The 22,639-nt window shown below is 70.4% G+C and carries 24 protein-coding genes and 1 tRNA gene; 12 read left to right on the top strand and 13 right to left on the bottom strand.

The features are described 5' to 3' along the window. Positions 1–62 precede the first annotated feature (62 nt). The 8 genes from JK363_RS00385 to JK363_RS00420 all read left to right on the top strand — a co-directional run bounded on the left by JK363_RS00385 (position 63) and on the right by JK363_RS00420 (position 12,678). Complete coding sequence (locus tag JK363_RS00385) at positions 63–647, top strand: MCP four helix bundle domain-containing protein (RefSeq protein WP_307821520.1); 585 nt, start codon at positions 63–65, stop codon at positions 645–647. Between the two features lie 241 nt (positions 648–888). Further along, a complete protein-coding gene (locus JK363_RS00390; RefSeq protein WP_201870457.1) occupies positions 889–2,496 on the top strand; it encodes a DUF7059 domain-containing protein in 1,608 nt (535 codons plus the stop codon). Between the two features lie 295 nt (positions 2,497–2,791). After that, complete coding sequence (locus JK363_RS00395) at positions 2,792–2,989, top strand: hypothetical protein (protein WP_201870458.1); 198 nt, start codon at positions 2,792–2,794, stop codon at positions 2,987–2,989. 211 nt (positions 2,990–3,200) lie between these two features. After that, complete coding sequence (gene topA / locus JK363_RS00400; RefSeq protein ID WP_201870459.1) at positions 3,201–6,038, top strand: type I DNA topoisomerase; 2,838 nt, start codon at positions 3,201–3,203, stop codon at positions 6,036–6,038. A gap of 90 nt (positions 6,039–6,128) precedes the next feature. Beyond that, entirely contained in the window at positions 6,129–9,416 is a 3,288-nt protein-coding gene (gene tmk, locus JK363_RS00405; RefSeq protein ID WP_201870460.1) for a dTMP kinase, read from the top strand. 152 nt (positions 9,417–9,568) lie between these two features. Beyond that, the gene (locus JK363_RS00410) at positions 9,569–10,795 is read left to right on the top strand and encodes a DNA polymerase III subunit delta' (protein WP_201870461.1); all 1,227 of its coding nucleotides are present in this window, start codon (positions 9,569–9,571) and stop codon (positions 10,793–10,795) included. Between the two features lie 166 nt (positions 10,796–10,961). Beyond that, positions 10,962–12,497 (top strand): alpha/beta hydrolase, encoded by a 1,536-nt coding sequence (locus JK363_RS00415; RefSeq protein WP_201870462.1) that lies wholly within the window; start codon positions 10,962–10,964, stop codon positions 12,495–12,497. Positions 12,498–12,604: 107 nt separating this feature from the next. Next, positions 12,605–12,678, top strand: a tRNA-Thr gene (locus JK363_RS00420). Positions 12,679–12,721: 43 nt separating this feature from the next. Here JK363_RS00420 and JK363_RS00425 read toward each other — a convergent pair. From JK363_RS00425 to JK363_RS00460, 8 genes are all read right to left on the bottom strand, one after another. Then, entirely contained in the window at positions 12,722–12,922 is a 201-nt protein-coding gene (locus JK363_RS00425; RefSeq protein ID WP_201870463.1) for a hypothetical protein, read from the bottom strand. 132 nt (positions 12,923–13,054) lie between these two features. Beyond that, on the bottom strand, positions 13,055–14,245 hold the full coding sequence (locus JK363_RS00430; RefSeq protein WP_236075462.1) for a methyltransferase domain-containing protein: 1,191 nt from the start codon (positions 14,243–14,245) through the stop codon (positions 13,055–13,057). Beyond that, entirely contained in the window at positions 14,242–15,207 is a 966-nt protein-coding gene (gene tgmB, locus JK363_RS00435) for an ATP-grasp ribosomal peptide maturase (protein ID WP_201870464.1), read from the bottom strand. The genes JK363_RS00430 and tgmB overlap by 4 nt, the downstream gene beginning before the upstream one ends. A gap of 7 nt (positions 15,208–15,214) precedes the next feature. After that, complete coding sequence (locus tag JK363_RS00440) at positions 15,215–15,511, bottom strand: hypothetical protein (RefSeq protein ID WP_201870465.1); 297 nt, start codon at positions 15,509–15,511, stop codon at positions 15,215–15,217. Between the two features lie 109 nt (positions 15,512–15,620). Further along, positions 15,621–15,782 carry a hypothetical protein gene (locus JK363_RS00445; protein ID WP_201870466.1) on the bottom strand — a complete coding sequence of 54 codons (162 nt, stop codon included), beginning with the start codon at positions 15,780–15,782 and terminating at the stop codon, positions 15,621–15,623. Positions 15,783–16,162: 380 nt separating this feature from the next. Further along, positions 16,163–16,690 (bottom strand): hypothetical protein, encoded by a 528-nt coding sequence (locus JK363_RS00450; RefSeq protein ID WP_201870467.1) that lies wholly within the window; start codon positions 16,688–16,690, stop codon positions 16,163–16,165. Beyond that, positions 16,687–16,923, bottom strand: coding sequence for a hypothetical protein (locus JK363_RS00455; protein ID WP_201870468.1), 237 nt, complete (start codon positions 16,921–16,923; stop codon positions 16,687–16,689). The genes JK363_RS00450 and JK363_RS00455 overlap by 4 nt, the downstream gene beginning before the upstream one ends. After that, positions 16,920–17,174: a hypothetical protein gene (locus JK363_RS00460; protein ID WP_201870469.1), complete on the bottom strand. Its 255-nt coding sequence runs from the start codon at positions 17,172–17,174 to the stop codon at positions 16,920–16,922. The genes JK363_RS00455 and JK363_RS00460 overlap by 4 nt, the downstream gene beginning before the upstream one ends. Positions 17,175–17,281: 107 nt before the next feature. Between JK363_RS00460 and JK363_RS00465 the strand changes: the two genes are divergently transcribed. Both JK363_RS00465 and JK363_RS00470 read left to right on the top strand, forming a co-directional pair. Further along, positions 17,282–18,118 carry a helix-turn-helix domain-containing protein gene (locus JK363_RS00465; protein ID WP_201870470.1) on the top strand — a complete coding sequence of 279 codons (837 nt, stop codon included), beginning with the start codon at positions 17,282–17,284 and terminating at the stop codon, positions 18,116–18,118. After that, the gene (locus JK363_RS00470; RefSeq protein ID WP_201870471.1) at positions 18,115–18,321 is read left to right on the top strand and encodes a DUF397 domain-containing protein; all 207 of its coding nucleotides are present in this window, start codon (positions 18,115–18,117) and stop codon (positions 18,319–18,321) included. Before JK363_RS00465 ends, JK363_RS00470 begins: the two co-directional genes overlap by 4 nt. Before the next feature lie 161 nt (positions 18,322–18,482). On the opposite strand, the gene JK363_RS44560 is transcribed toward JK363_RS00470, so the two are convergent. Together JK363_RS44560 and JK363_RS00480 are read right to left on the bottom strand one after the other, a co-directional pair. Next, positions 18,483–19,013 carry a hypothetical protein gene (locus JK363_RS44560; protein ID WP_372444684.1) on the bottom strand — a complete coding sequence of 177 codons (531 nt, stop codon included), beginning with the start codon at positions 19,011–19,013 and terminating at the stop codon, positions 18,483–18,485. 55 nt (positions 19,014–19,068) lie between these two features. Next, entirely contained in the window at positions 19,069–19,584 is a 516-nt protein-coding gene (locus tag JK363_RS00480) for a hypothetical protein (protein WP_201870472.1), read from the bottom strand. A 122-nt stretch (positions 19,585–19,706) separates the two neighbouring features. Between JK363_RS00480 and JK363_RS00485 the strand changes: the two genes are divergently transcribed. Further along, positions 19,707–20,366: a phospholipase D-like domain-containing protein gene (locus JK363_RS00485; RefSeq protein ID WP_201870473.1), complete on the top strand. Its 660-nt coding sequence runs from the start codon at positions 19,707–19,709 to the stop codon at positions 20,364–20,366. 19 nt (positions 20,367–20,385) lie between these two features. On the opposite strand, the gene JK363_RS44100 is transcribed toward JK363_RS00485, so the two are convergent. From JK363_RS44100 to JK363_RS00495, 3 genes are all read right to left on the bottom strand, one after another. Then, on the bottom strand, positions 20,386–20,502 hold the full coding sequence (locus JK363_RS44100; protein WP_307821521.1) for an Rmf/CrpP fold protein: 117 nt from the start codon (positions 20,500–20,502) through the stop codon (positions 20,386–20,388). Then, positions 20,499–21,074, bottom strand: a complete 576-nt coding sequence (locus JK363_RS00490) for a hypothetical protein (RefSeq protein ID WP_201870474.1) — start codon at positions 21,072–21,074, stop codon at positions 20,499–20,501. The genes JK363_RS44100 and JK363_RS00490 overlap by 4 nt, the downstream gene beginning before the upstream one ends. 144 nt (positions 21,075–21,218) lie before the next feature. Further along, entirely contained in the window at positions 21,219–21,647 is a 429-nt protein-coding gene (locus tag JK363_RS00495) for a hypothetical protein (protein ID WP_201870475.1), read from the bottom strand. A 214-nt stretch (positions 21,648–21,861) separates the two neighbouring features. On the opposite strand from JK363_RS00495, the gene JK363_RS00500 reads away from it, so the two are divergent. Further along, positions 21,862–22,602 carry a hypothetical protein gene (locus JK363_RS00500; protein WP_201870476.1) on the top strand — a complete coding sequence of 247 codons (741 nt, stop codon included), beginning with the start codon at positions 21,862–21,864 and terminating at the stop codon, positions 22,600–22,602. Positions 22,603–22,639: the final 37 nt, after the last annotated feature.

Genomic DNA, 22,639 nt, shown 5'->3' on the forward strand with positions numbered 1-22,639 from the left:
GGGGTCCTCGCCGGATCGCCGTGTATGTTCCGGGGCCGAGAGCCATGGAAGGGACCAATCCGGTGAACAAGAAGCTAGTGGCAGCGCTGTCCGGCGGTGCGGCACTCGTCGTGGCGCTGACTGGTTGCGGCGGTAACGGCGGCGGCGAGGAGGACAAGAAGGTCAACGACTGGGCCAAGTCGGTCTGTGACGAGGTGCAGCCGCAGCTGAAGAAGATTCAGGGAGCCAACGCCTCGATCCAGGGGGCCGCCGACGAGCAGGACTCCAAGAAGCTCCAGGAGACGGACTCCAAGGCGTTCAAGCAGATCTCCGAGTCGTACGCGGCGCTGGCCAAGGCCGTGGAGAAGGCGGGCCCGCCGCCGGTCGACGACGGCAAGAAGACCCAGCAGCAGGCGGTCAAGGAGCTCAACGCCACCTCCACCGCCTACGCGGACTTGCAGAAGAGCGTCGACAAGCTCGACACCTCGGACAAGTCGAAGTTCGCCGCGGGGCTCAACGACGTCGCCGATGAGCTCGACAGGCTCAGCAAGTCGGGTGACAAGGCTCTCCAGCAGTTGCAGGAGGGGAAGGTCGGCGAGGCGATGGCCAAGCAGCCCGGCTGCCAGAAGCCGAAGACGCCGACCGGCGGCGCGGCCACGCAGTCCTGAGCGGAGCCCGGCACCACGGCATCCACGAAGAGGATTCGTAGAAGTGGATGCCGGGAGGGAATGCTCCCGCGCCACGCCCCCGTTGTCGGTCCGTCAGCCCTGCCGGTGACGTGATGTCATCCACGGGACCGTCACCCCGGCCCCCGCCACCCCGGCCCCGCCGCGCCGCCCCACCCGGCCACCGTGGCGCGCGTCGTCGCGGTCGTCGCGGGCCGTCGGCGGTTGCCCCGACAATGGGGGCGTGAGTACGCACCAGCCCCCGTTCCGCCTCCCCGCCGCCGACCCCGGGCGCACCGCCCGTCTCCGTGACGCGCTGTCGGCCGCCTCCTTCACCGCCGACGGTCTGCTGGACCTGCTCGGCGCGTCCGCCTATGCCGCCCTGGCCCGCAGCGAGACCGTCCCGGCGCTCCGCGCCACCCGCGGTGACTCCTCGCTGGAGACGCTGGTGCGGCTCTTCCTGTTGCAGTGCCCCGCGCCGTACGGGAGGGCGGCCGCGGCCCTGCCCGTCGAGGACTGCCTCGCCGACGGCTGGCTGGTGCGGGACGGCGACGAGGTGCGCGCCACCGTGGACGTACGGCCGTACGGCGGGCCGGAGGGCCAGGACTGGTGGATCGTCTCCGACCTGGGCTGCGCGGTCGGCGGCGCGGGCGGTATCGGCGGACCCGGCGGCGAGCGGAGCGCCGTGGACCGCTCCCAGCTCGTGCTGGGGGTCGGCGGCGCCTCCACCACGCTCGCCGGGCTCACCCTGCGCGCCCCGGTCGGCCGTGCCCTCGACCTCGGCACCGGGTCCGGGATCCAGGCGCTGCACGCGAGCCGACACGCCGACCGGGTGACCGCCACCGACCGCAATCCGCGCGCCCTCGCCATCGCCCGGCTGACCCTCGCCCTGTCCGGTGCGCCGGAGCCCGATCTGCGCGAGGGCTCGCTCTTCGAGCCGGTGGACGGCGAGCGGTACGACCTGATCGTGTCCAACCCACCGTTCGTGATCTCCCCGCGCTCCCCGGAGGACTCCCGGCTGGTCTACCGGGACGGCGGGATGGCCGGGGACGATCTGTGCCGCACCCTCGTCCGGCAGTCCGCCGACCACCTCACCGACGGCGGCTGGTGTCAGCTGCTCGCCAACTGGCAGCACATCGAGGGGGAGGACTGGCGCGAGCGGCTGGCCTCCTGGGTGCCGAGCGGCTGTGACGCCTGGATCGTGCAGCGCGAGGTGCAGGACATCACCCAGTACGCCGAGCTGTGGCTGCGCGACGCGGGCGAGCACCTGGCCGGGCCGGAGGCGTACGCGGCGCGTTACGACGCATGGCTGGACGAGTTCGAGGCACGTGGCACCAAGGCCGTCGGCTTCGGCTGGATCACCCTGCGCAAGTCCGGCGCCGACCGGCCGTCGGTGACCGTGGAGGAGTGGCCGCACCCGGTCGAGCAGCCGCTGGGTGACACGGTCGCGGCCCACTTCGCCCGGCAGGACTTCCTGCGGACGCATGACGACGCGGCGCTGCTGGCCGGGCACTTCCGGCTGGCGGAGGAGGTCGTGCAGGAGCAGGTGGGGCTGCCGGGGGCGGAGGACCCGGAGCATGTGGTGCTGCGGCAGAACCGCGGAATGCGGCGCGCCACCAAGGTGGACACGGTCGGCGCGGGCTTCGCGGGTGTGTGCGACGGCACCCTCAGCGCGGGCCGGATCCTGGACGCCATCGCCCAGCTGCTCGGGGAGGACCCGGTGGTGCTGCGCGACCGTACCCCGGAGTCCATCCGGCTCCTGGTCGGACAGGGCTTTCTGGAGCCGGTCGGAGCCGGGGACGCCGAGGGCGCCGGGGGAGCCGACGGCCCCGGCGGACTTCAGGGCGCGTAGCCGTGCGGGGCGTGCGCCGGTGCGCCCGCCCCGCCCCTCCGCGTCATATGGCAGGAACCTGCCGTACGGAGCACGGAAGGCCCGGGAAGTACGGTCTGTACGGGATGCTCGGCGGTGCGTGACCGCGGATGATCTCCCGCGGTGGCCCGGACGGCCGCGGACCCGGCCGGTCCGTACCGGGACACGCCGGGGCGTATCCCGCGCCCGACCTCGGTGAACATGGCCGAAAAGGCCGGTCGCGCGCTGTTCACCCCAGGTTCGCGCGGACGCCTTCCGCGCGTGCCAGGATCCGGCCATGGAGAGCGGACCTGCGATCTTCGCCGCAACGGCATTCATGTTGTTCGGCTCCGCGCTGCTGCTGTGGACAGTGGCGCGATTGCGGCTGCGTCAGCCGGTCGCGCACGGTGTGAGTCCTGTCGCTTCTGCGGCGCTCTCCCTTCTCTTCGGCATCGCCGCGCTCGGCGGCGGGATCTGGTGCCTGGGTTACGCCTGACAGGGCCTTCCACGGTGGCTTGTGCCGGTCCGGGCGGCAGACAGGACGCTTGTCGGGTTACCGTTCGAGTGGCGTTGCGGGCTTTTTCCGTTTGACACGGGGGCGGGAGGTACCGTCACACTCCGCAGCGTCACCGAAGTGGTGGCCGTGTACGCGTTACCCGCGCTGCAGTGCCCGTTCACCGAGGCGTCGACCGGAGAGAAGAGCGAAGTTGTCCCCGACCACCAGCGAGACCGCACAGGGCGGCCGCCGACTCGTCATCGTCGAGTCGCCTGCCAAGGCGAAGACGATCAAGGGCTATCTCGGCCCGGGATATGTGGTCGAGGCCAGCGTCGGGCACATCCGGGACCTGCCGAACGGTGCGGCCGAGGTACCCGACAAGTACACCGGCGAGGTACGCCGTCTCGGTGTGGACGTCGAGCATGACTTCCAGCCGGTCTATGTGGTCAACGCGGACAAGAAGAGCCAGGTCAAGAAGCTCAAGGAACTGCTCGCCGAATCGGACGAGCTCTTCCTCGCCACCGATGAGGACCGCGAGGGCGAGGCCATCGCCTGGCACCTCCAGGAAGTCCTCAAGCCCAAGGTCCCGGTCCGCCGGATGGTCTTCCACGAGATCACCAAGGACGCGATCCGCGAGGCCGTGGCCAATCCGCGCGAGCTGAACCAGCGCCTGGTCGACGCCCAGGAGACCCGCCGGATCCTCGACCGCCTCTACGGCTACGAGGTCTCGCCGGTCCTGTGGAAGAAGGTCATGCGGGGGCTGTCCGCGGGCCGTGTGCAGTCCGTGGCCACCCGTCTTGTCGTCGAGCGCGAGCGCGAGCGCATCGCCTTCCGCTCCGCCGAGTACTGGGACCTGACCGGTACCTTCGCCACCGGCCGGACCGGTGACGCCACCGATCCGGGCACCTTCGGCGCCCGCCTGACCACCGTCGACGGCCGGCGGGTCGCCCAGGGCCGCGACTTCACCTCGACCGGGCAGCTCAAGGACGGCTCGAACGTTCTGCACCTGGACGAGGAGAACGCCCGCTCCCTGGCCGCGGCCCTCGCCGAGACCGCCTTCACGGTGCGGTCCGTCGAGTCCAAGCCGTATCGCCGCTCGCCGTACGCGCCGTTCCGCACCACCACCCTCCAGCAGGAGGCCAGCCGGAAGCTCGGCTTCGGCGCCAAGGCCACCATGCAGGTGGCGCAGAAGCTGTACGAGAACGGCTTCATCACCTATATGCGTACCGACTCCACCACTCTGTCGGACACGGCGGTGGCGGCGGCGCGGACGCAGGTCACCCAGCTGTACGGCGCGGACTACCTGCCGGACAAGCCGCGCTCCTACGCGGGCAAGGTCAAGAACGCCCAGGAGGCGCACGAGGCCATCCGTCCCTCGGGAGACCGTTTCCGCACTCCGGCAGAGACCGGCCTCACCGGCGACCAGTTCCGGCTCTACGAGCTGATCTGGAAGCGGACGGTCGCCTCTCAGATGAAGGACGCGGTCGGCCAGTCGGTCACCGTCAAGATCGGCGGGCGGGCGAGCGACGGCCGGGACGCGGAATTCTCCGCCTCCGGCAAGACGATCACCTTCCACGGCTTCATGAAGGCGTACGTGGAGGGCGCGGACGACCCGAACGCCGAGCTCGACGACCGCGAGCGCCGTCTGCCGCAGGTCGCCGAGGGCGACCGGCTCGCCGCCGAGGAGATCACCGCCGACGGCCACGCCACCAAGCCCCCGGCCCGCTACACCGAGGCGTCGCTGGTCAAGGAGCTCGAAGAGCGCGAGATCGGCCGCCCCTCGACCTACGCCTCGATCATCGGCACCATCCTCGACCGCGGCTATGTCTTCAAGAAGGGCACCGCGCTGGTGCCGTCCTTCCTGAGCTTCGCCGTGGTCAACCTGCTGGAGAAGCACTTCGGCCGACTGGTCGACTACGACTTCACCGCCAAGATGGAGGACGACCTCGACCGCATCGCCCGAGGTGAGGCCCAGGCCGTGCCGTGGCTCAAGCGCTTCTACTTCGGTGAGACCGCCGACGGCCGCGCGGGTGCCGCCGCCGAAGCCGGAAACGGCGACGGCGACCACCTCGGTGGCCTCAAGGAGCTGGTCACCGACCTGGGCGCGATCGACGCCCGTGAGGTCTCCTCGTTCCCCGTCGGCGACGGCATCGTGCTGCGCGTCGGCCGCTACGGCCCGTACGTGGAGCGCCCGTCCCAGACCGAGGGCCAGACCGGCCACCGCGCGGACGTCCCCGACGACCTGCCGCCGGACGAGCTGACCGTGGCGTACGCCGAGGAGCTGCTCGCCAAGCCGAGCGGTGACTTCGAGCTGGGCACCGACCCGGACACCGGCCGCATGATCGTCGCCAAGGACGGCCGCTACGGCCCGTACGTCACCGAGGTGCTGCCCGAGGACACGCCGAAGACCGGCAAGAACGCGGTCAAGCCGCGCACCTCCTCCCTCTTCAAGTCGATGTCCCTGGACACGGTGACCCTGGCGGACGCCCTCAAGCTGATGTCGCTGCCGCGCGTCGTCGGCACCGACCCCGAGGGCACCGGGATCACCGCGCAGAACGGCCGCTACGGCCCGTACCTGAAGAAGGGCACGGACTCGCGGTCGCTCGACAGCGAGGACCAGATCTTCAACATCACCCTCGACGAGGCGCTGGCGATCTACGCCCAGCCCAAGCAGCGCGGCCGGGCCGCGGCCAAGCCGCCGCTGAAGGAGCTGGGCACCGACCCGGTCAGCGAGAAGCCGGTGGTGGTGAAGGACGGCCGGTTCGGCCCGTACGTCACCGACGGCGAGACCAACGCGACGCTGCGCCGGGACGACGACGTCGAGACCATCACGCCCGAGCGCGGCTTCGAGCTGCTCGCGGAGAAGCGCGCCAAGGGCCCGGCCAAGAAGACCGCCAAGAAGGCGGCGAAGAAGACCGCCGCGAAGAAGACGGCGGCCAAGAAGACCGCGGCCAAGAAGACGGCCGCGAAGAAGACCACGACCGCCGCCAAGAAGACCGCCGCGAAGAAGACCACGGCGGCCAAGAAGTCGACGGCCAACGCCGAATAGCCCCGGCTCATTTCACCGCAACCGCCACGCCCCCGCCCGTTTGTTCGGCCGGGGGCACGCGGTTTTGCGTGATCCGGATAGGCTGGCGGAATGACGCGAGAGCAGCCAACGGACGTGACCCCCACATCCGGCGCACTGGCCGCGGACTCCCGCGAGCGCGCCGTTCGGGCCCTGTTGCGCTATCCGCCGCTGCGACGGCTGTGGAGTGCCCAACTCGTCGGCGGCGCCGGAGACGCGCTCGCCGTGCTGGTGCTCGTCCTGCTGTCGTTGCAGGCGTCCGTCGCCGCGGGCTCCTTCGGCGGCGGCTATCGCGGAGCGGCCCTCGCGGTCGCCCTCGTCCTGGGCGCCCGGCTTCTGGCGACCGTGCTCTTCGGCGCGGTCCTGCTCGGCCCGGTCTCCTCGCTGCTCGCCCCCGCCGGCCCGCTGGACCGCCGCTGGACCATGATCGGCGCCGATGGGGTGCGGATGGTCCTGCTGCTCATCGCCCCGCTGTGGATCGAGTGGACCCCGGACGACGCCGTCGCCTGGCTGCTCATCACCACCTTCGTCGTCGGCGTCGCCGAGCGCTTCTGGACCGTCGCCAAGGATGACGCGGCCCCCGCGCTGCTCCCGGCCCCGCCCGCCGAGGGCGCGGCCGTCCGCCCGCTGCCCGACCACCTCGACGCGCTGCGCAGGCTCTCGCTGCGCACCAACTTCCTGACGCTGCCGCTCGCCGCCGCCGGGCTGCTCGTCGTCGCGCTCTTCGCGCGGCTGCTGGGCACCGGGCTGGCGTGGTTCCACGACCACCAGGCCGCGCTGGGTTCGTACGTCGGCGCCGGGCTCTTCGCCGCCTCCGTCTCGATCCTCTACTTCGTCGAGCTGCCCGGCGTGCAGACGCCCCGCACCCGTTCGCCCCTCGAAGGGCTGCGCCGTCCGCGCGCCGCGTCCGGCACCGGCGCCGACAAGGGCCGTACCGGCGCCGCACCGCTGCTGGTGCTGTCCTGCGCCGGGGTGGCGGCCGCGATCGCCGCGGCCGTCGGCGTCGCCGCGCTCCAAGCGGTCGACCTCGGCGGTGGCCCGGTCGGCTACGCGCTGCTCGTCCTGGTCCTCAGCGGTGGTCCGGCGCTCGGCATCCGCTGGGCGCCGCATGTGCTCCCGGGGCTGTCCCGGCGCCGGCTGCTCGCGCTGTCCATCGCGCTGACCGGGCTGGCGCTGCTCGCGGCGGGCCTGGTGCACGACGCCACCACGGTCCTGATGATCGCCCTGGTCGCGGGGCTCGCCGCCGGAGTCGCCGCCCACATCGGCCACGCGCTCCTGGACCAGGAGTCCGAGGAGTCCCGCCGACCCCGGATGACCGAGCATCTGCACGCCGTCGTCCGTGTCTTCGTCGGGCTCGGCGCGGTCGCCGCCCCGCTGCTCGCCGCCGCCATCGGGCCGCACCGGCTCGGCAGCGGCGAATGGGTCTTCGCCCACGGCGGCGCGGCCTTCACACTGATGCTCGTCGGCGCGCTGCTGCTGCCCGTCGCCGCGCTCGTCCTCGGCCGCACCGACGACCGGCAGGGCGTGCCGCTGCGGCGGGATCTGCGCGAGGCGCTGCGCGGTGGGGACGCGGACGAGGCCCCGGCTGCCACCGGCTTCTTCATCGCCGTCGAGGGCGGTGACGGAGCGGGTAAGTCCACACAGGTGGAGGCGCTGGCCGAGTGGGTCAGGGCCAAGGGCCACGAGGTGGTGGTCACCCGCGAGCCGGGCGCGACCGCCATCGGCAAGCGGCTGCGCTCGATCCTGCTCGACGTCTCGTCCGCGGGGATCTCGCACCGCGCGGAGGCGCTGCTGTACGCGGCGGACCGCGCCGAGCACGTCGACTCCGTGGTCCGTCCGGCCCTGGAGCGCGGCGCGGTGGTCATCTCCGACCGCTACATCGACTCCTCCGTCGCCTATCAGGGCGCGGGCCGCGACCTCTCCGCGACCGAGATCGCCCGGATCTCGCGCTGGGCGACCAACGGCCTGGTGCCGCATCTGACGGTGCTGCTGGACGTCTCGCCGGAGGCCGCGCGTGAGCGCTTCACCGAGGCCCCGGACCGGCTGGAGTCCGAGCCCGCCGAGTTCCACCAGCGGGTACGCGCCGGATTCCTGGCCCTCGCCGCCGCCGACCCGGCCCGTTACCTCGTCGTGGACGCCGGGCAGCTGCCCGAGGCGATCACCTCGGTGGTGCGCCACCGGCTGGACCAGATGCTGCCGCTGTCCGAGGCGGAGGTGAAGGCCCAGGAGGAGGCCCGCAAGGCCGCCGAGGAAGAGGCCCGCCGCAAGGCCGAGGAGGAGGCCGCCCGCAAGGCGGAGGAAGAGCGGCTGGAGCGCGAGCGCCAGGAGGCGCTGGCCAAGGCGCGTGCCGAGGAGGAGGAGCGCAAGCGCCGCGAGCTGGAGGAGGCGCGGCGGCGCGAGGCCGAACGGCAGGCGGAGGAGGCCCGCAAGCGGGCCGAGGACGCGCGTCGGCGGGCCGAGGAGGACCGCAGGCGTATCGAGGCGGAGGACCGCGCCCGCGCCGCCGAGGAGCAGCGGCGCCGCGCCCAGGCGGAGGCGGAGGCCCAGGAGCGGGCCGAGGCGGAGGCCCGCCGCCGGGAGGAGCAGCGCAAGGCGGAGGAGGCGCTGCTGCGGGCGGAGCAGGCCCGGACGGCGGCGAACGCCCCGGGCGGCGGGAGCGCCGCCGCGGACGACGCGCCGACGGTGGAGACCGAGGCTCCGGCCCGTCCCGACCGTCCGGCGCCGCAGCCGCCCGCGGCACCGCCGGTACCGCCCGCGCCCCCGGCACGTCCGGGCCGTGACGAGGCGGATGACGCGTCGGGCCCGGCGGGCGCCGCCGGCGCGTCGAGCGCGGCGGCCGGGCCGGACTCGACGGCGACCGTCCGCACGCCGCGCGTCGACCCGCGGACCGCGGCCACCGGCCGGGGCACCCCGGCCCGGGACGCGGACGAGACCGCCGTGCTGCCGCCGGTGCGCCCCCAGCAGGGTCCGGACGTGGAGGAGACGGCCGTTCTCCCCAAGCCGCCCGCCACACCGGAGCCGTCGAACGCGGCCGACGAGACGGCCGTGCTGCCGCCCGTCCGGGACGAGCGCTCCGCCGATCCGGCGGACCGGGTTCCGCCGTGGATGTTCCGGTCCGAGGAGGACCAGGGCCACGGGAACGAGCGCACCCGCGAGATGCCCCAGTACGGCCACGGCCACGGTGAGAGTCACGCCCAGGGGCCGCAGGACCCGCCCGAGGACCAGGGCGAATCGTCGGCTCCGCGCCGTAAGCGCCGCCGCCCGGAGTGGGCGGAGGAGACCCCGCTGGACGATCTGCCGACCCTGGCCGACGAACTGCTCGGCCCGCACGACGACGAGGACGGCGGACGGCGCCGCTGACGGCGGCGGCTCGGCCGGTTCGATCGAGAGGCCCACGGGGTGGCTCCGGCCGCCCCGTGGGCCTCTCGCTTCGGGGCGTTCCGGCCGTGGACGTGGGTGTCCGAAGGGTGGCCCACAATGGGATGCGTTGAGCACAAGGGGCGGAGGCAGCCATGGCGGTGTGGGACGACCTGATCGGGCAGGACCGAGTGGCGGCCCAGCTCACGGCTGCCGCGCGCGATGCCGACGCCCTGGTCACGGCGGCGCGGGCGGCGGGCGGCGCCCCGGCCGCCGAGCCGGGCGCTGCGTCGAGGATGACCCACGCCTGGCTGTTCACCGGTCCGCCCGGCTCCGGCCGGGACACCGCCGCGCGCGCCTTCGCCGCCGCGCTCCAGTGCGTCAGCCCCGACCGGGCCCTGGGCGGCGCCCCGGGCTGCGGCTTCTGCGACGGCTGTCACACCGCCCTGGTCGGCACCCACGCCGATGTGGAGGTGGTGCGCACCGATCTGCTCACCATCGGCGTCAAGGAGACCCGCGACCTGGTCCGGCGGGCCCAGCTGTCGCCCGCGGGCGGCCGGTGGCAGGTGATCGTCCTGGAGGACGCCGACCGGCTCACCGAGGGCGCGGGCAACGTCCTGCTCAAGGCGGTCGAGGAGCCCGCGCCGCGCACCGTGTGGCTGCTGTGCGCGCCCTCGCTGGAGGACGTGCTGCCCACGATCCGCTCCCGCTGCCGTCTGCTGACCCTCCGTACGCCCCCGGTGGACGCCGTCGCGGACATCCTCGTCCGCCGTGACGGCATCGAGCCCGAGCGGGCCGCCTCCGCCGCCCGCGCCACCCAGGGCCATATCGACCGCGCCCGCCGTCTGGCCACCGACGAGCGGGCCCGCGCCCGCCGCGCCGCGGTCCTGAAACTGCCGCTGCGCGTGGACGACGTGGGCGGCTGCCTCAAGGCGGCGCAGGAGCTGGTCGACGCGGCGGTCGAGGACGCCAAGCAGGTGGCCGAGGAGGTCGACGCCAAGGAGACCGAGGAGTTGCGCGCCGCCCTGGGCGCCGCCGCCGGTACGGGCGGACGGCTGCCGCGCGGTACGGCCGGAGCCATGAAGGAGCTCCAGGACCGCCAGAAGCGCCGGGCCACCCGCACCCAGCGCGACAGCCTCGACCAATCGCTGACCGACCTCACCGGCTTCTACCGGGATGTGCTGGCGCTCCAGCTGGGCTCCCAGGTCGCGCTGGCCAACACCGATGTACGGGACGCCCTGGAGCGGGTGGCGTCGGGCTCGAAACCGGAGCGGACGCTGCGCCGCATCGAGGCGGTCTCGGCGTGCCGCGAGGCGCTGGACCGGAATGTGGCGCCGCTGCTGGCGGTCGAGGCGATGACCATGGCGCTGCGCGCGGGCTGAGCCAGGTCCCGGCGTCCGCGAGCGCTGCGTCACCCGTACGGGTTGGGCGGTGCGCGCATGGAGTGTAGTCGAATGGATACGCTCCGTTAGGGGTTCCGGGTCGGCCGTGACGTGCCGGCCGCCGGTGATCCCCGCGCTCCGCGACCGCGAACCGAGGGATCCGCCGATGGACATCAGCCGCCGTACGCTCCGCACGCTCGGCGCCGCGTTCGCGGCCGCCGCCCTGCTGTTCTCCGGCTGCTCCTCCGGTTCCTCGACGACCGCCGCCGCGCAGCCGACCCCCCGCGTTCCGGCCGCCCTCAAGCCGTACTACGAACAGACCCTGCAATGGCGCGGCTGCGGCGAAGCGGGCTTCGAGTGCGCCACCCTCAAGGCCCCGCTGGACTACGCCCGCCCCGGCCAGGGCCGTGATCTGAAGCTGGCGGTCTCCCGGAAGAAGGCCACCCGCTCCGGTCAGCGGCTGGGCTCGCTGCTGGTCAACCCGGGCGGCCCCGGCGGCTCCGCGATCGGCTACCTCCAGAGTTTTGCCGCGCTCGGCTATCCGGCGCGGGTGCGGGCCCGGTACGACATGGTGGCCATGGACCCGCGCGGCGTCGCCGCCAGCGAGCCGGTCCGCTGTCTGAGCGACAAGCAGATGGACAGCTACACCCGGACCGATCAGACACCCGACGCCCCCGCCGAGACGGACCGGCTCGTGGCCGCCTACAAGAAGTTCGCCCGCGGCTGCGCCGACCGCTCCGGCAAGGTCCTCGCCCATGTCTCGACCGTCGAGGCGGCCCGCGACATGGACCTGCTGCGCGCCGCGCTCGGCGACAACCGGCTCACCTATGTCGGCGCCTCCTACGGCACCTTCCTCGGCGCCACCTACGCCGATCTCTACCCCTCCCGCGTCGGCCGTCTTGTCCTCGACGGCGCCCTCGACCCGGCGCTGTCCTCCCGCCGGACGAACCTCGACCAGACCGCCGGTTTCGAGACCGCCTTCACCGCCTTCGCCAAGGACTGCGTCCGCCGCGACAGCTGCCCCCTCGGCACCCGCTCCGTCGCGGACGCCCGCGACCGCCTCGGCTCCTTCTTCACCCGCCTGGACTCCCGCCCCGTCGCCACCGGCGGATCCCGCCGGCTGGGCGAGTCCCTGGCCACCACCGGCGTGATGGCCGCGATGTACGACGAGAGCTCCTGGCCCCAACTGCGCACCGCCCTCCGCGCGGCCCTGCGCGGCGAGGGCGGCGGTCTGCTGAACCTCGCCGACCTCTACTACGAGCGCGATTCCGGCGGCTCCTACACCAACCTCATGTACGCCAATCCCGCCGTCAACTGCCTTGACCTCCCCGCTGCCTTCCGCACACCGGCCGAGGTCGAACAGTCCCTGCCCGCCTTCAAGAAGGCGTCCCCCGTCTTCGGCGGGGCCCTGGCCTGGTCCGCCCTGAACTGCGCCTACTGGCCCGTCCCCGCCACAGGCCGCCCCCACGCCCTCACCGCCAAGGGCGCCGCCCCCATCCTGGTCGTCGGCACCACCCGCGACCCGGCCACCCCCTACCCCTGGGCCCGCTCCCTCGCCCGACAGCTCTCCTCCGCCACCCTCCTCACCTACGAGGGCGACGGCCACACCGCCTACGGCCGCGGCAGCCGCTGTATCGACGACGCGATCGACACCTACCTGATCTCCGGCCGCCCTCCCGCCCCCGCCAAGCGCTGCCACTGACCAGCCCGAACGCCCCTTCCCCGCCCCCCACCCGGCCCCGTACGGAGCACCCCCCGAAACTGTGTAGACTTGGCGGCGCTGCTGATGCCAATCTGGCACCGGGGCCTGCCGCCTTAGCTCAGTCGGCCAGAGCGACGCACTCGTAATGCGTAGGTCAAGGGTTCGATTCCCTTAGGCGGCTCCGACGAAGCCCAGGTCAGTTACCCGCTGACCTGGGCTTTTTCTTATGCGCTGACCTTGCGGGGCCGGAACTCAAGGATCTTTGCTCCCTCTTGTGAGGCCATCGTGTGGCCATCCTGCTCGGACGCTGCCTCGGGGGTCTGCTCGGTGAGCCGAGCGAGCGCCATCTGCGCGACCTCCTCGACCGTGCGGCCGTCCTGCTCGGCGGCCTCGACGAGCTGCGCGAGGAGATGATCGAGGGCCACCTGCGCGACCTGCCAGCGGCGAGCATGAGCGATGCTGCGACGTGCCGCAGATCGTGCAGTCGGATCGGCGGCAGCCAGAGCGCCCCACCCGCCCGCCGGGGAACGGCGGGCGGGAAGGGCGCGGGTGGAGGCTTACACGCCTGTGGGGAGGTTCCAGCGGGTTCCGTCGGGGATGTGCCAGACGTGCGCGCTTCCGTCCGCTTCACGGGCGTACCCGAAACGGTCCTGTGGCGGGCGGCCCATGTCGTTCCACCAGCGCCATGCGGCCTCGGCTTGCTTCCAGAGTTCGGCGTCGCCGCCGTAGGTGACAGTGCCGGTGTTCTCGCCGACGAGTGGCGTGCGGGCCCATGAGCCGTCGGCGTGCTGGATCTGGATCGCCATGGCGCCCGTGGTGTCGTCGATGTGGTAGACGAGTTCCGCCCCAGGAAGGTGCAAGGCGAGCAGCAGGCGGAGGGGGTAGTTGCCGCGGATGTCAGTGGCGGTGACCGTCGTCGGTCGGGTTTCCGCTTCGGGCGCTCGCTCGGGGCGTTGTGGTGTTGTGTAGGTGCGTGCCTGTTGGCGGGCGGCCATGAAGCGGCCGGCGGTAGTGGTGAAGTGGCCGCGGGCGCGCTGTTGCTCGTCGACGGCGAGGCGGACGAGTCCGCCCTCGATGCCGAGGGCGACATCGGCGACCAGGATGGTTCCGGGTTTGCTCTGCTCGATCCACGCGCGGGGGATGCCAGGTACGGAGCAGGTGGCGATGATCCGGTCGAAGGTGTCGCTGGTGGGGTAGCCCTGCGTACCGTCGCCGGGGGCGAGTTGGGGCGTGTATCCGGTGTCGGCGAGGTGATGCTGTGCTTCCTGGACGAGCGCGGGGTCAACGTCGACGGAGTGAACGAGGCGTTCGCCGAGGCGGGCACAGAGTAGGGCGGAGTTGTAGCCGGTGCCGGTGCCGATTTCGAGAACCCTATGTCCGTCCTCGACGCTGAGGTCTTCGAGCATTCCGGCCATGAGGCTTGGCAGAGTGCTGGATGAGGTCGCGACGCCCGTCCATGCCGTCTCGTCGACCTGCTCGGCGGTGGCCGGGTCGAGTGCGGTTACGAGGGTCTGGTCACGGTAGACGGCGGCGAGGTCGTCGGCGCTTGCGGTTCCCTGGTGTTCCCGCCATACGGCGATGCCTTTGTCGTTGGTCTCCTGCTGGAACCAGCGCGGGACGAACACATGCCGCGGGGTGTTGGCGAACGCCTCGGCCCACGGGCGGGTGCGGATGGCGCCGGCCTTGGTGAGTTCGTCGGCGAGGGCGGTCATATAAGGGCGCGCCTGGTCGAGGGCGGGGGCGCTCATGCGGGGACTCCTTGCAGTTCGTCGGCGATGGCCTGAGAGATGCGCAGGCCCGTTGCGTACTCGATCCAGTCCCATTGCCCGCAGGGATTCGCTTCCAAGAACGTCCACTCGCCGCCGGGGCTGACGATGAAGTCGAGGGCCGCGAACCGCAGGCCGAGGCGGTCCATATAGCGTCGCACCCCTTTGGCGACGTAGTCCGGGGGTGTGCACGTTCGGTACGTGTGCGCGGCGTAGTCGCTTCGCCAGTCCTCGTGTGCTGCGTCGCTCTCGGCGTGGATCTCTGCGGCGAACAGCCGGTCGCCTACGACGGTAAGCCGCACCTCGTACGCCTTGTCGACCCACGCTTGGAACAGGTGCGCGGTGGTCTCGATACCGCGCAGGTCGCTGAGGTCGTCCTCGGAGAGGCGGTGCGTGTAGACGGTCTTGAGCTGGTCGCCCTCGATGAACACGGGGGTGGCTACCGGCTTACAGATGACTGGGCCTGCGATGTCGCCGACGAACGCGCGGACGGCGTCCGGGGCGTTGGTGATGAGCGTGGGTGGCACGGTCATGCCGCAGTCCCGTGCGGTGGTGAGTTGGAGCGGCTTGTACTCGGCGCGAGACATGGCGGCGGGGTGATTGACCCACCGGCAATTCAGGGCGGTGATGACGCCGCCGAGGCCGGCGCGGGCCTGCGCGGCGGCGAACCTGCGCTCGGGTTCCGACATGGTCGCCGGAAGGCTGAACGGGTTCGGGGCGCGGTAGTAGACGGCTGATACGTCCGCGAGGTCGACGGCGCGGTGAGCGGTGGTGAGTCCGCCGAGCCACCCTTGCCGGGCGTCGATGCGCCCGGCAAGGGTGAGTTCCTGCGGGAACTCGGCGGTGTCCATGCGGAACACCTCCGCTCCACCGTCTGTGAGGGCCTTCACAACGCGGTCGGTCGGCCAGTCGTCGCGTGCTGCGATGACAAGAACGGTGGGCATGAGGGCATCAGTCCTTTGCGCCCTCATCGAGCGGCGGGGGGTTGTTCACGTTGCCGTCGGGGACGGTGGGGTTGTGGGTCTGCATGTAGGGGAGCGGGCCGTCGTACAGGCCGCGGGACATCTGTAATTCGTTGTCATAGACGGCCGGCGGCATCACGGTCGCCTGAGCGGCGTCGGGGATGCGGGCGAACCGGAGAACCCACGGGCGGCTACTCGGTCCGGTGGCGGCCTCGCTGCTGTGCGGAATACGTCCGCCCTCGGGTGCGAGCGGGAATGCTTCCCGCGGGTGCACGATGGTGGTCACAGCTGATTCCTTCCCTGTCGTGGAATGAGGTTGGGTGGTGCTGTGGTGCACCGGCCCGCGCTTTGACCAGTTGGCCGGGCGCGGGGCGGCAGCCTGTGAGCTGGGCAGGCTAAGGCGTGTCCGAGGGACCGTCGAGCGAGGATTCCTTACCGGTCCGAAGGATCTCGCGCAGGCCGGCGTCGATGTCCAGCACTGCACCGAGGGCCGCCGTAAGCGCTTGGTGATGCTCGTCGAGCAATCGGTTCAAGGCCACTTTGGTGGGGTCATCCATGTGGATACCCCTGGCTCTAGCCCTTGTTCTTCCTGTTCTGACTTTCTGCCTCGCGACGTTCGGCCCGGTTCCCTTGTCTTTGCGTGCCACGGCGTTTCGCTTTCTTCCTGGAATGGGTGTCCTGCCGTGGTCCGGCAGGGGGGCTTGAGCTGGCCCGGAACGCCAACGGCGGGGGGCGTTTGCGTTCCGGGCCATTGCCCCGGCCGTGCCGATTGCCGTGTTCGGGGGTCGGCCAGGGCGGGCCCGCCGCAGAGGTGGCGGGCGGTCTGGTTTCCGTTCCGCCCGTGGGCCGGGCATGGGAGGCATGGGCCCACAGGCGGAACGGAGTGGTGCCGGCGGCCGGGCGGGGCTGTCCTCTTCTCCCGTCGGGCCGCCGGGGTTCAGAGGTGGCCGGGTGAACCGCGGGGGTCGACCACGTCGAGCAGGACCTCGACGGCCTCGGCCATCGCCACCAGGCTCATGTCCGCGCGGCGGCACAGAGCCTCGGTGAGGTGTTTCACGGCCAGCGCGACCGACTCGTCGTCGCAGGCTCCAGGGCGCTGACGGACGATGGGCAGCAGGACGGCGGCGTGGACCCGTAGGCGGGGGCGTGAGCGGTCGTCCAGGGGGCGGGTGCTGGCGAGGACTTGGTCGACGGTTTCGCGCGGCACAGACCAGTCCATGCGCCACCCCCAGTGGCCCGTGTGCGACTCGGCGCGGTCCACGTCGCCGGCGGTGTCGGCCGCGGCCCGTTCTACCGGGGCATCGGGCTGGTCGATCCCAGGCGGTGCGGGCGCGCCGTGGGCGTCTACCCGGCCCGCGAGGATCACGGCGGGCGGGGTGAGGCCAACGAGGGCAAGGATCGATAGGGGCCACCATAAAGAGTCGCCGATCAGTGCCGGTCCCGGCCGGGTGTGGGTGCCGCTCATTGCGCCGTCTCGATCGCATCCGGCGATGTCGTCCATTCAAGGCCGCCCCCCTCGGGTGCCAGCCACGCCACCGGCGGCGCGTCCGGGTTCATGACCACCAGGCGGTACCGGTTGTCTGTCGAGTCCGGCGCGATGGCGCGCAGGACGCCCACACGGTCATCGTGTGCGTGGTCAACGACCAGGCGACCGAGCAACGGATGGGATTGGTGGCAGAGCCCCAGCGAGGTGGTCATCGCGTGCCCTCCGAGGTCGGTGGGTGGCCGGCGCCCAGGGCGCACACGGAACAGACGGTGATGCCGACATGGCCGGGAACGGGAATCGCGCGACGTACCAGGGTGTAGCCGTGGTGGCAGACGGGACAGGCGTGCCCGGTGATCACGGGAACGGGCCAGGTATCCCGCGGTGGGATGACGATCTCCGCGGCGCTCATGGCGCTACGGGGCCGGGCGTTGGGGGTCTTGGGGGAGGTGCGCTTACGGTTCAAGGTCTGCTCCTCTCCGTAGCGCTTCCACTACCGGGGTGACTCAGCGTGGCCTACAGTCGAGAACCATTCAACGTGTCACTTGCGGACGGAAGGATGATGAACGCCCCTTGAATCGCAACGAGTTGAACCCCGACGCCTCCCCTCAGGCGGCCTACGGAGCGCGTTTACGCAGTCTGCGAGAGGCACGCGGCTGGACTCAGGAGGACCTGGCCGAGCGCGCGGAATATTCCAGTGTGCATATTTCAGCAGTCGAAAATGGACGGAAGCCTCCAACCCTCCGGTTCTCGCGTAGCGTGGACCACGTCTTCGGCCTTGAGGGCACAGCAGACTCGTTCGAGGGTGAGTACCGCGAGATCCGGCACGGCAGCCTGCTGGAGGGGTTCCCGGAGTACGTCAAGTATGAGGGCCGGGCGGCAGAGATTCGGCTGTACGAAATCGGGATCGTCCCTGGGCTTCTACAGACACCGGAGTACGCCCGGGTTCTGGCAGACAGTGCCGTACGGCGTGGGGCAATCACCCCCGAGCAAGCAGCCGAGCGGGTCTCGTTCCTGGCTGAACGGCAGGCCACGCTAGTACGGCCCCGCCCTCCCATGATGCTGGTGGTGATGGACGAGAGTTGTATCCGTAGACGTGTCGGCGGACATGAGGTCATGGGAGCGCAGTTGGCGCGACTGGCCGAGTTCGCCGAGCTGCCGAACACCGTGCTCCAGATCGCCCCGTACGACATAGGGGAGCGCCGCCCGTTCGACCTCCCGATGAACTTGCTGACGCTGTCGGACCTGTCCGTGATCGCGTATGCAGAGTCCCAGATTCGGGGACACCTAGAACACGAGACGACATCCGTACTGCCTCTGTTGACGGCCTACCATCAATTGCAGGCCGAGGCGCTGTCGCAGGCGGCATCGATGGCAATGATCAACGAGGCACGAAAGGGCACCCCGTGACGACCACGACCGACTCCCCCCGATGGTTCAAGTCCTCCTACAGCAACAACGGCGGTAACTGCATCGAGGTCGCTGCCAATATCCCCGGTGCCGTCCCCGTCCGCGACAGCAAGAACCCGCATGGCCCGGCACTCGTCTTTCCGGCTGACGAGTGGTCGTCGTTCGTGTCGGCCGTCCGCGCTGGCGAGTTCGGCAACCTCTGAGAAGCCTGTCAGCAACGAAGCGTCACAGGGGGCGCTGTCGTTCACGATGCCGCGCACGGCCGCAATGGACACCCCTACCGTCCTACGTCTGATCACCGTGAGAACGCAGAATGGCCCCCTGTACGGCCCATGCGCGGGCGGTACAGGGGGCGTTGTGGTGTTCAGTGGATGAGTTGCCAGGCGGATAGGGCGCAGCCGGCGCCGCCGATGATGACGGCGAGGCTGGGCAGGGGCCACCGTGCGCGTTCGAGGGCGGCGAGGCGCTGCTCGTGGTCGGCGAGGGCCTTGTCGGTCTGGTCGTCCTTCTGTGTGAGTAGGTCGAGGCGGCCATCGAGCCTTGCAAATCCGGCCTCGACGCTGCTGTGGAGTCTCGCCAGTTCGAGGGCGACGTCGTCGTGCTCGGTCATACAGCGCCCCCGTTTGCGGACCGGCTTGCCCGTGTCGCCTGCCCGGCCGACCGGCGGGTCGGGGGCCTCGGACGCCTTGAGCGTATTGCGGCTGTACGCGGCGAGCAGGCGCGTTTCGATGGCCTTGCGGCGCCGGCCGCTGCGGTGCTCAACCTGTATGGCGACGTCGTCGAGGAACCCGGAGCCGTGCAGGGGAGGCTCGATGGTGCGCGCGGTCCACTTCCCCGCCGGCACCTCCCACTCGTCAATGACGGTGGGTTCGCCCTGCCCGACGCGCATCTGCACGCGGACGCGTCCCCCGGCCTCGGCGTAGGTGGTGAGGTTCAGGTGCGCGACGGCATTATGTGCCGGGGTGATGCCGAGCCAAGCGTGCGCCCACAGCGGCGGTGATGGCGGCGCTGAGCTGCTGCTCGAACTTCGGCCCGGTGGGGTCGAGGGCGGCGACCGAGTCGAGGAACGAACGACTGTTGAGCAGCCGATCAGCGCGCTCCCCTTGTTCGGCGGCGGCGCGGTGGGCGGCGAGCTCGACCTGCGCCGTACGCAGCTGCGCGCCGACGTCGGCGAGCTGCTTGTCGCGGTCGGCGACCTGGGCAGCGAGCTGCGCGAGGTCCTGCCCGCCCTCGCCCCCGTCGGGGTTGAGGGCCTGGTGAACGGCGTCGAGCGCGGCCTGTAGCTGCTCGGCCCGCTCGCTCTGCTCGGTCGCGCGCTGCTCAGCCACGGCGAGCTGCCGCTCTTCGACTGGATCCGGCGTAGTGCCGGGTGTCGTCGTGGCAGCCCGCGCACTGTCGATGCTGGACAGCTCGCCCTGATCGCTGCTGTCCGTTGCAGCGGGGGTGTTGGCGGTCTCGGATGGCATACCAGATCGTTCCTCCATGGCTCCTACAGGGATGAGAAGGCCCAGCCAAGGGATGGGCTGCGGCGGCAGGTTGGGGTGCCTGAGGCGTTTGCAGTGCGGTCCGGCGCTGCTTGGATGGCGCCATGCTTCTTGCGGAAGAGTGGTACGCCTCTGACGTCTTTTGGGCCGCTGTCGGTGGCGTCGCGACGCTCGCGACGGGGTTCGCCGCAGCCGTAATCACTCATCGGGTGGGAACACCGAAGCGGCGTTTGTGGTACGGGATTTACAGGACGACACGACTACTGGCCGAAGAGACCGGGAGAGTCCCCGAGCTGGAGGTTCGGCAAAGAGGCATTGTCCTGGAAGACCCGTATATCGTCGAGTTCCGGATGGTGAGCCGTGGACGACACGACATCCCCAGCAGCAGCTATGACGCCGGGCAGCCGATCACCTTCGACATGGGGGTGCCGGTCTTGGGTGTCCTCGAAACGGAGAATCAGCCCGTAACAAGTCCTGTGCCCCGAATGGCGCTGGACGGGACGGCACTGAAGGTTGGCCCCAGCTTGCTCAAGAAGCGGCACATGGTCACGTACACGCTACTTGTTGATGGACAGCCGAACTTGACCAGTTTGGCTGCCCTCGAAGGGGTAGACCTTCGGCTGCTCCGTCCCGCAAGGGAGATGGACGTGGCATTGGAATTCGCTGAAGGTCTCGGCTCATTCTCACCAATGGGGGCGTTGGCGCCAGCATCGGTTCGCGCATTCAGGGCTTGGCAGAAGAATCGGCAAAACCCACGAGCCTAGCGGCGGCATACCCGCGCACTCAAGCTGAACGGCGCAGATCGCCTGCGGGGTACGGGCACGCGGTCACGCGCTGCCGGTCGTGTCCAGCCTGCTGGCCTTCGTTGATCGCCTGCACGAGCTGCTGACGCGTATTCACTGTCCATCCCTTCCGAGGGCACTGCGGACTTGTCCGCTCTGTCTACGGCGACGTCGCTCGTCGTCTTCCTGCTGCATACGAGATCGCAGTGTTCGTACCTCGTCTGTCTCACCGGTTACTTGGCAGACCAGCTTGCAGAAGCTCTCAAGCGAATGGTGGTCGTCGAGGTCGTCCTCAAGGTGATTCTGGATCTGAGCACGAAGCTTTGGCCAGCGTCGATTCCACTCCTCGATGTGCCAGCGAGTCATGCTGTCGAGGTAGTCGAGCGCCGGTTTCACAGTGTTCACGCGCCGCATGCGCGACAGGGCCTCGCGGCCAGCGAGCACGTACTCGAACGCCCATAGCAAGTCGAAGTATGGACCGAGCACCTTTCGTGTGGCTTCAAGCCCGTCGGGCTTGTCGCGACGATAGAACTCAATGGCACCTCGGGCCTCTGCGACTTCCGCAGAGATCAGGTGCGTGTCGGTCGAGGTCGAGCACGCCACGATCCACGGCAAGATGCTGTCGTTGCGATGCAGGGCAGCCTCGATGAGGCTCGCCGCGCAGGGTTGCAGCACCCCAATTGCCGCCACTCCGTGAGCGCCGCAGCACGGGCGCAAACAGAGCGGCTGAGCAAACTTCGCCGACGAAAGAGGGTCTGCTTCTGGCTGTTCTGGCCGTGCCAGGTCGCTGGCCTTGTGTGGGCGAAGGTGGGGCATATAACGCTGGATGGCATGCTATTGGGATGGATCATTATATTGCTGCTTCTCCTGGGATGCGCCGGAGCTAAGTATGAAATCCCCAACGGTCGTCCATACCCTTGGTCCTCTCACTTTTGAGCGGTGCAGCCATAGTTCGGCACGTCTGAACACACAAGCTGCGGCGGATGTGGGGTACCGGCATCGGTTGGCGGGCAAGGTGTACCCCTCCGCTCCGCCCGGCGCGGTCAGCAAGTGGCGCCACTCGTGCGCGGTGGAGTGAACCGCGTAGCGCAGCGCGTCGCACGAGTGGTCGTTCTGCTTGAGCGGATTGTCGTCGCCCTTTTCGGCAGCGTCTTGCGACCATGCGTGGCCCGGCAGCTCGTCGAACAGCCCGGTGCATGAGCGGTGGATGCGCAGCAGCTCGGAGTCGAGCGCGGTCGCCGTGCTGCGGATGCCGTCGAGCACGTCGTTGTTGGCGCGGACGACGCCGGGTGCCCTGTTCGCATTCGGTGGCTGCCGAACGGGCGCAGTCAGTCAGAACCTGGCAACAGTGATCGGATTCCTGGTTGGAATGGTCGATCCAGCGTCAAAGCCGCAGACGGCAGCCAGGCTGCTGGCAGTTGTCGCAGGATGAGGTGGCGGATTTGTGTGACGGAATTACTCACCCGTGGAAGGCGTCATGGCCAAACTTACCGAGGAAGAACGCCAGCGGCGTGCCGCTGCGCGCGCCCGGAAGAAGGCCCTCGAAGCCGAAGAGAAAGATCGGAGGGACAGGGAACGTCGCGAGATGTGGCAGCGGGAAGGCATGCACCTCAGCTGGGAGGATTACGAAGCTGGCGAACCGTGCCGAGGCTGTGGCGAGCCCATGGAGGATGGGCGCGGAGACTGGCCGGGAACCATGTACCGCTCCGAGCAGGAGAAGCGGGAGTACGACGCAGCGCAGGAGCGATTCCGGGAGCGTCACCCGGACTGCAAGAGCGGTCGATGGGGTATCAGCGGTTCTCGCGTGACGCATTGCATGCTCTGCTGCCCACCTCCGCCGATGAGCCCAGCGCGGATCCAGAAGCTCGCAGAGCTCGTCGCGTCCTGGCCGTCGACGGATGAGCGGAAGAAGGACCAGGACGCGTGGAAGCTGACTCTCACTTGTGACCACACCGTTCGGTACACACAACATCGTGAGCACGACCGCGTCTCGACCGATGTTGTCGACTGCCCGGAGTGTGATGCTCGCCGCGGTGTCGTACAGAGCGAGAGGATTGGGCCAGCCTATGACGACGAGCAGATCATGTGTGATCGCCTAGCCGCGGAGCGTGAGAGGCTCGCTGAGGAGCTGGCGGCAGCGAAGTCGAAGCTCCAACGTCAGCAGAGGAACGCTGCCGCCACGCGGCGTCGCATCGACGAGATCGAGCAGCAGCTGTAACCGGGTCTGACGGCGGCGAGTATCACGCGGAGCGGTT

This window comes from Streptomyces coffeae (assembly GCF_016741875.1).
GTDB classification, from domain to species: Bacteria; Actinomycetota; Actinomycetes; order Streptomycetales; family Streptomycetaceae; genus Streptomyces; species Streptomyces coffeae.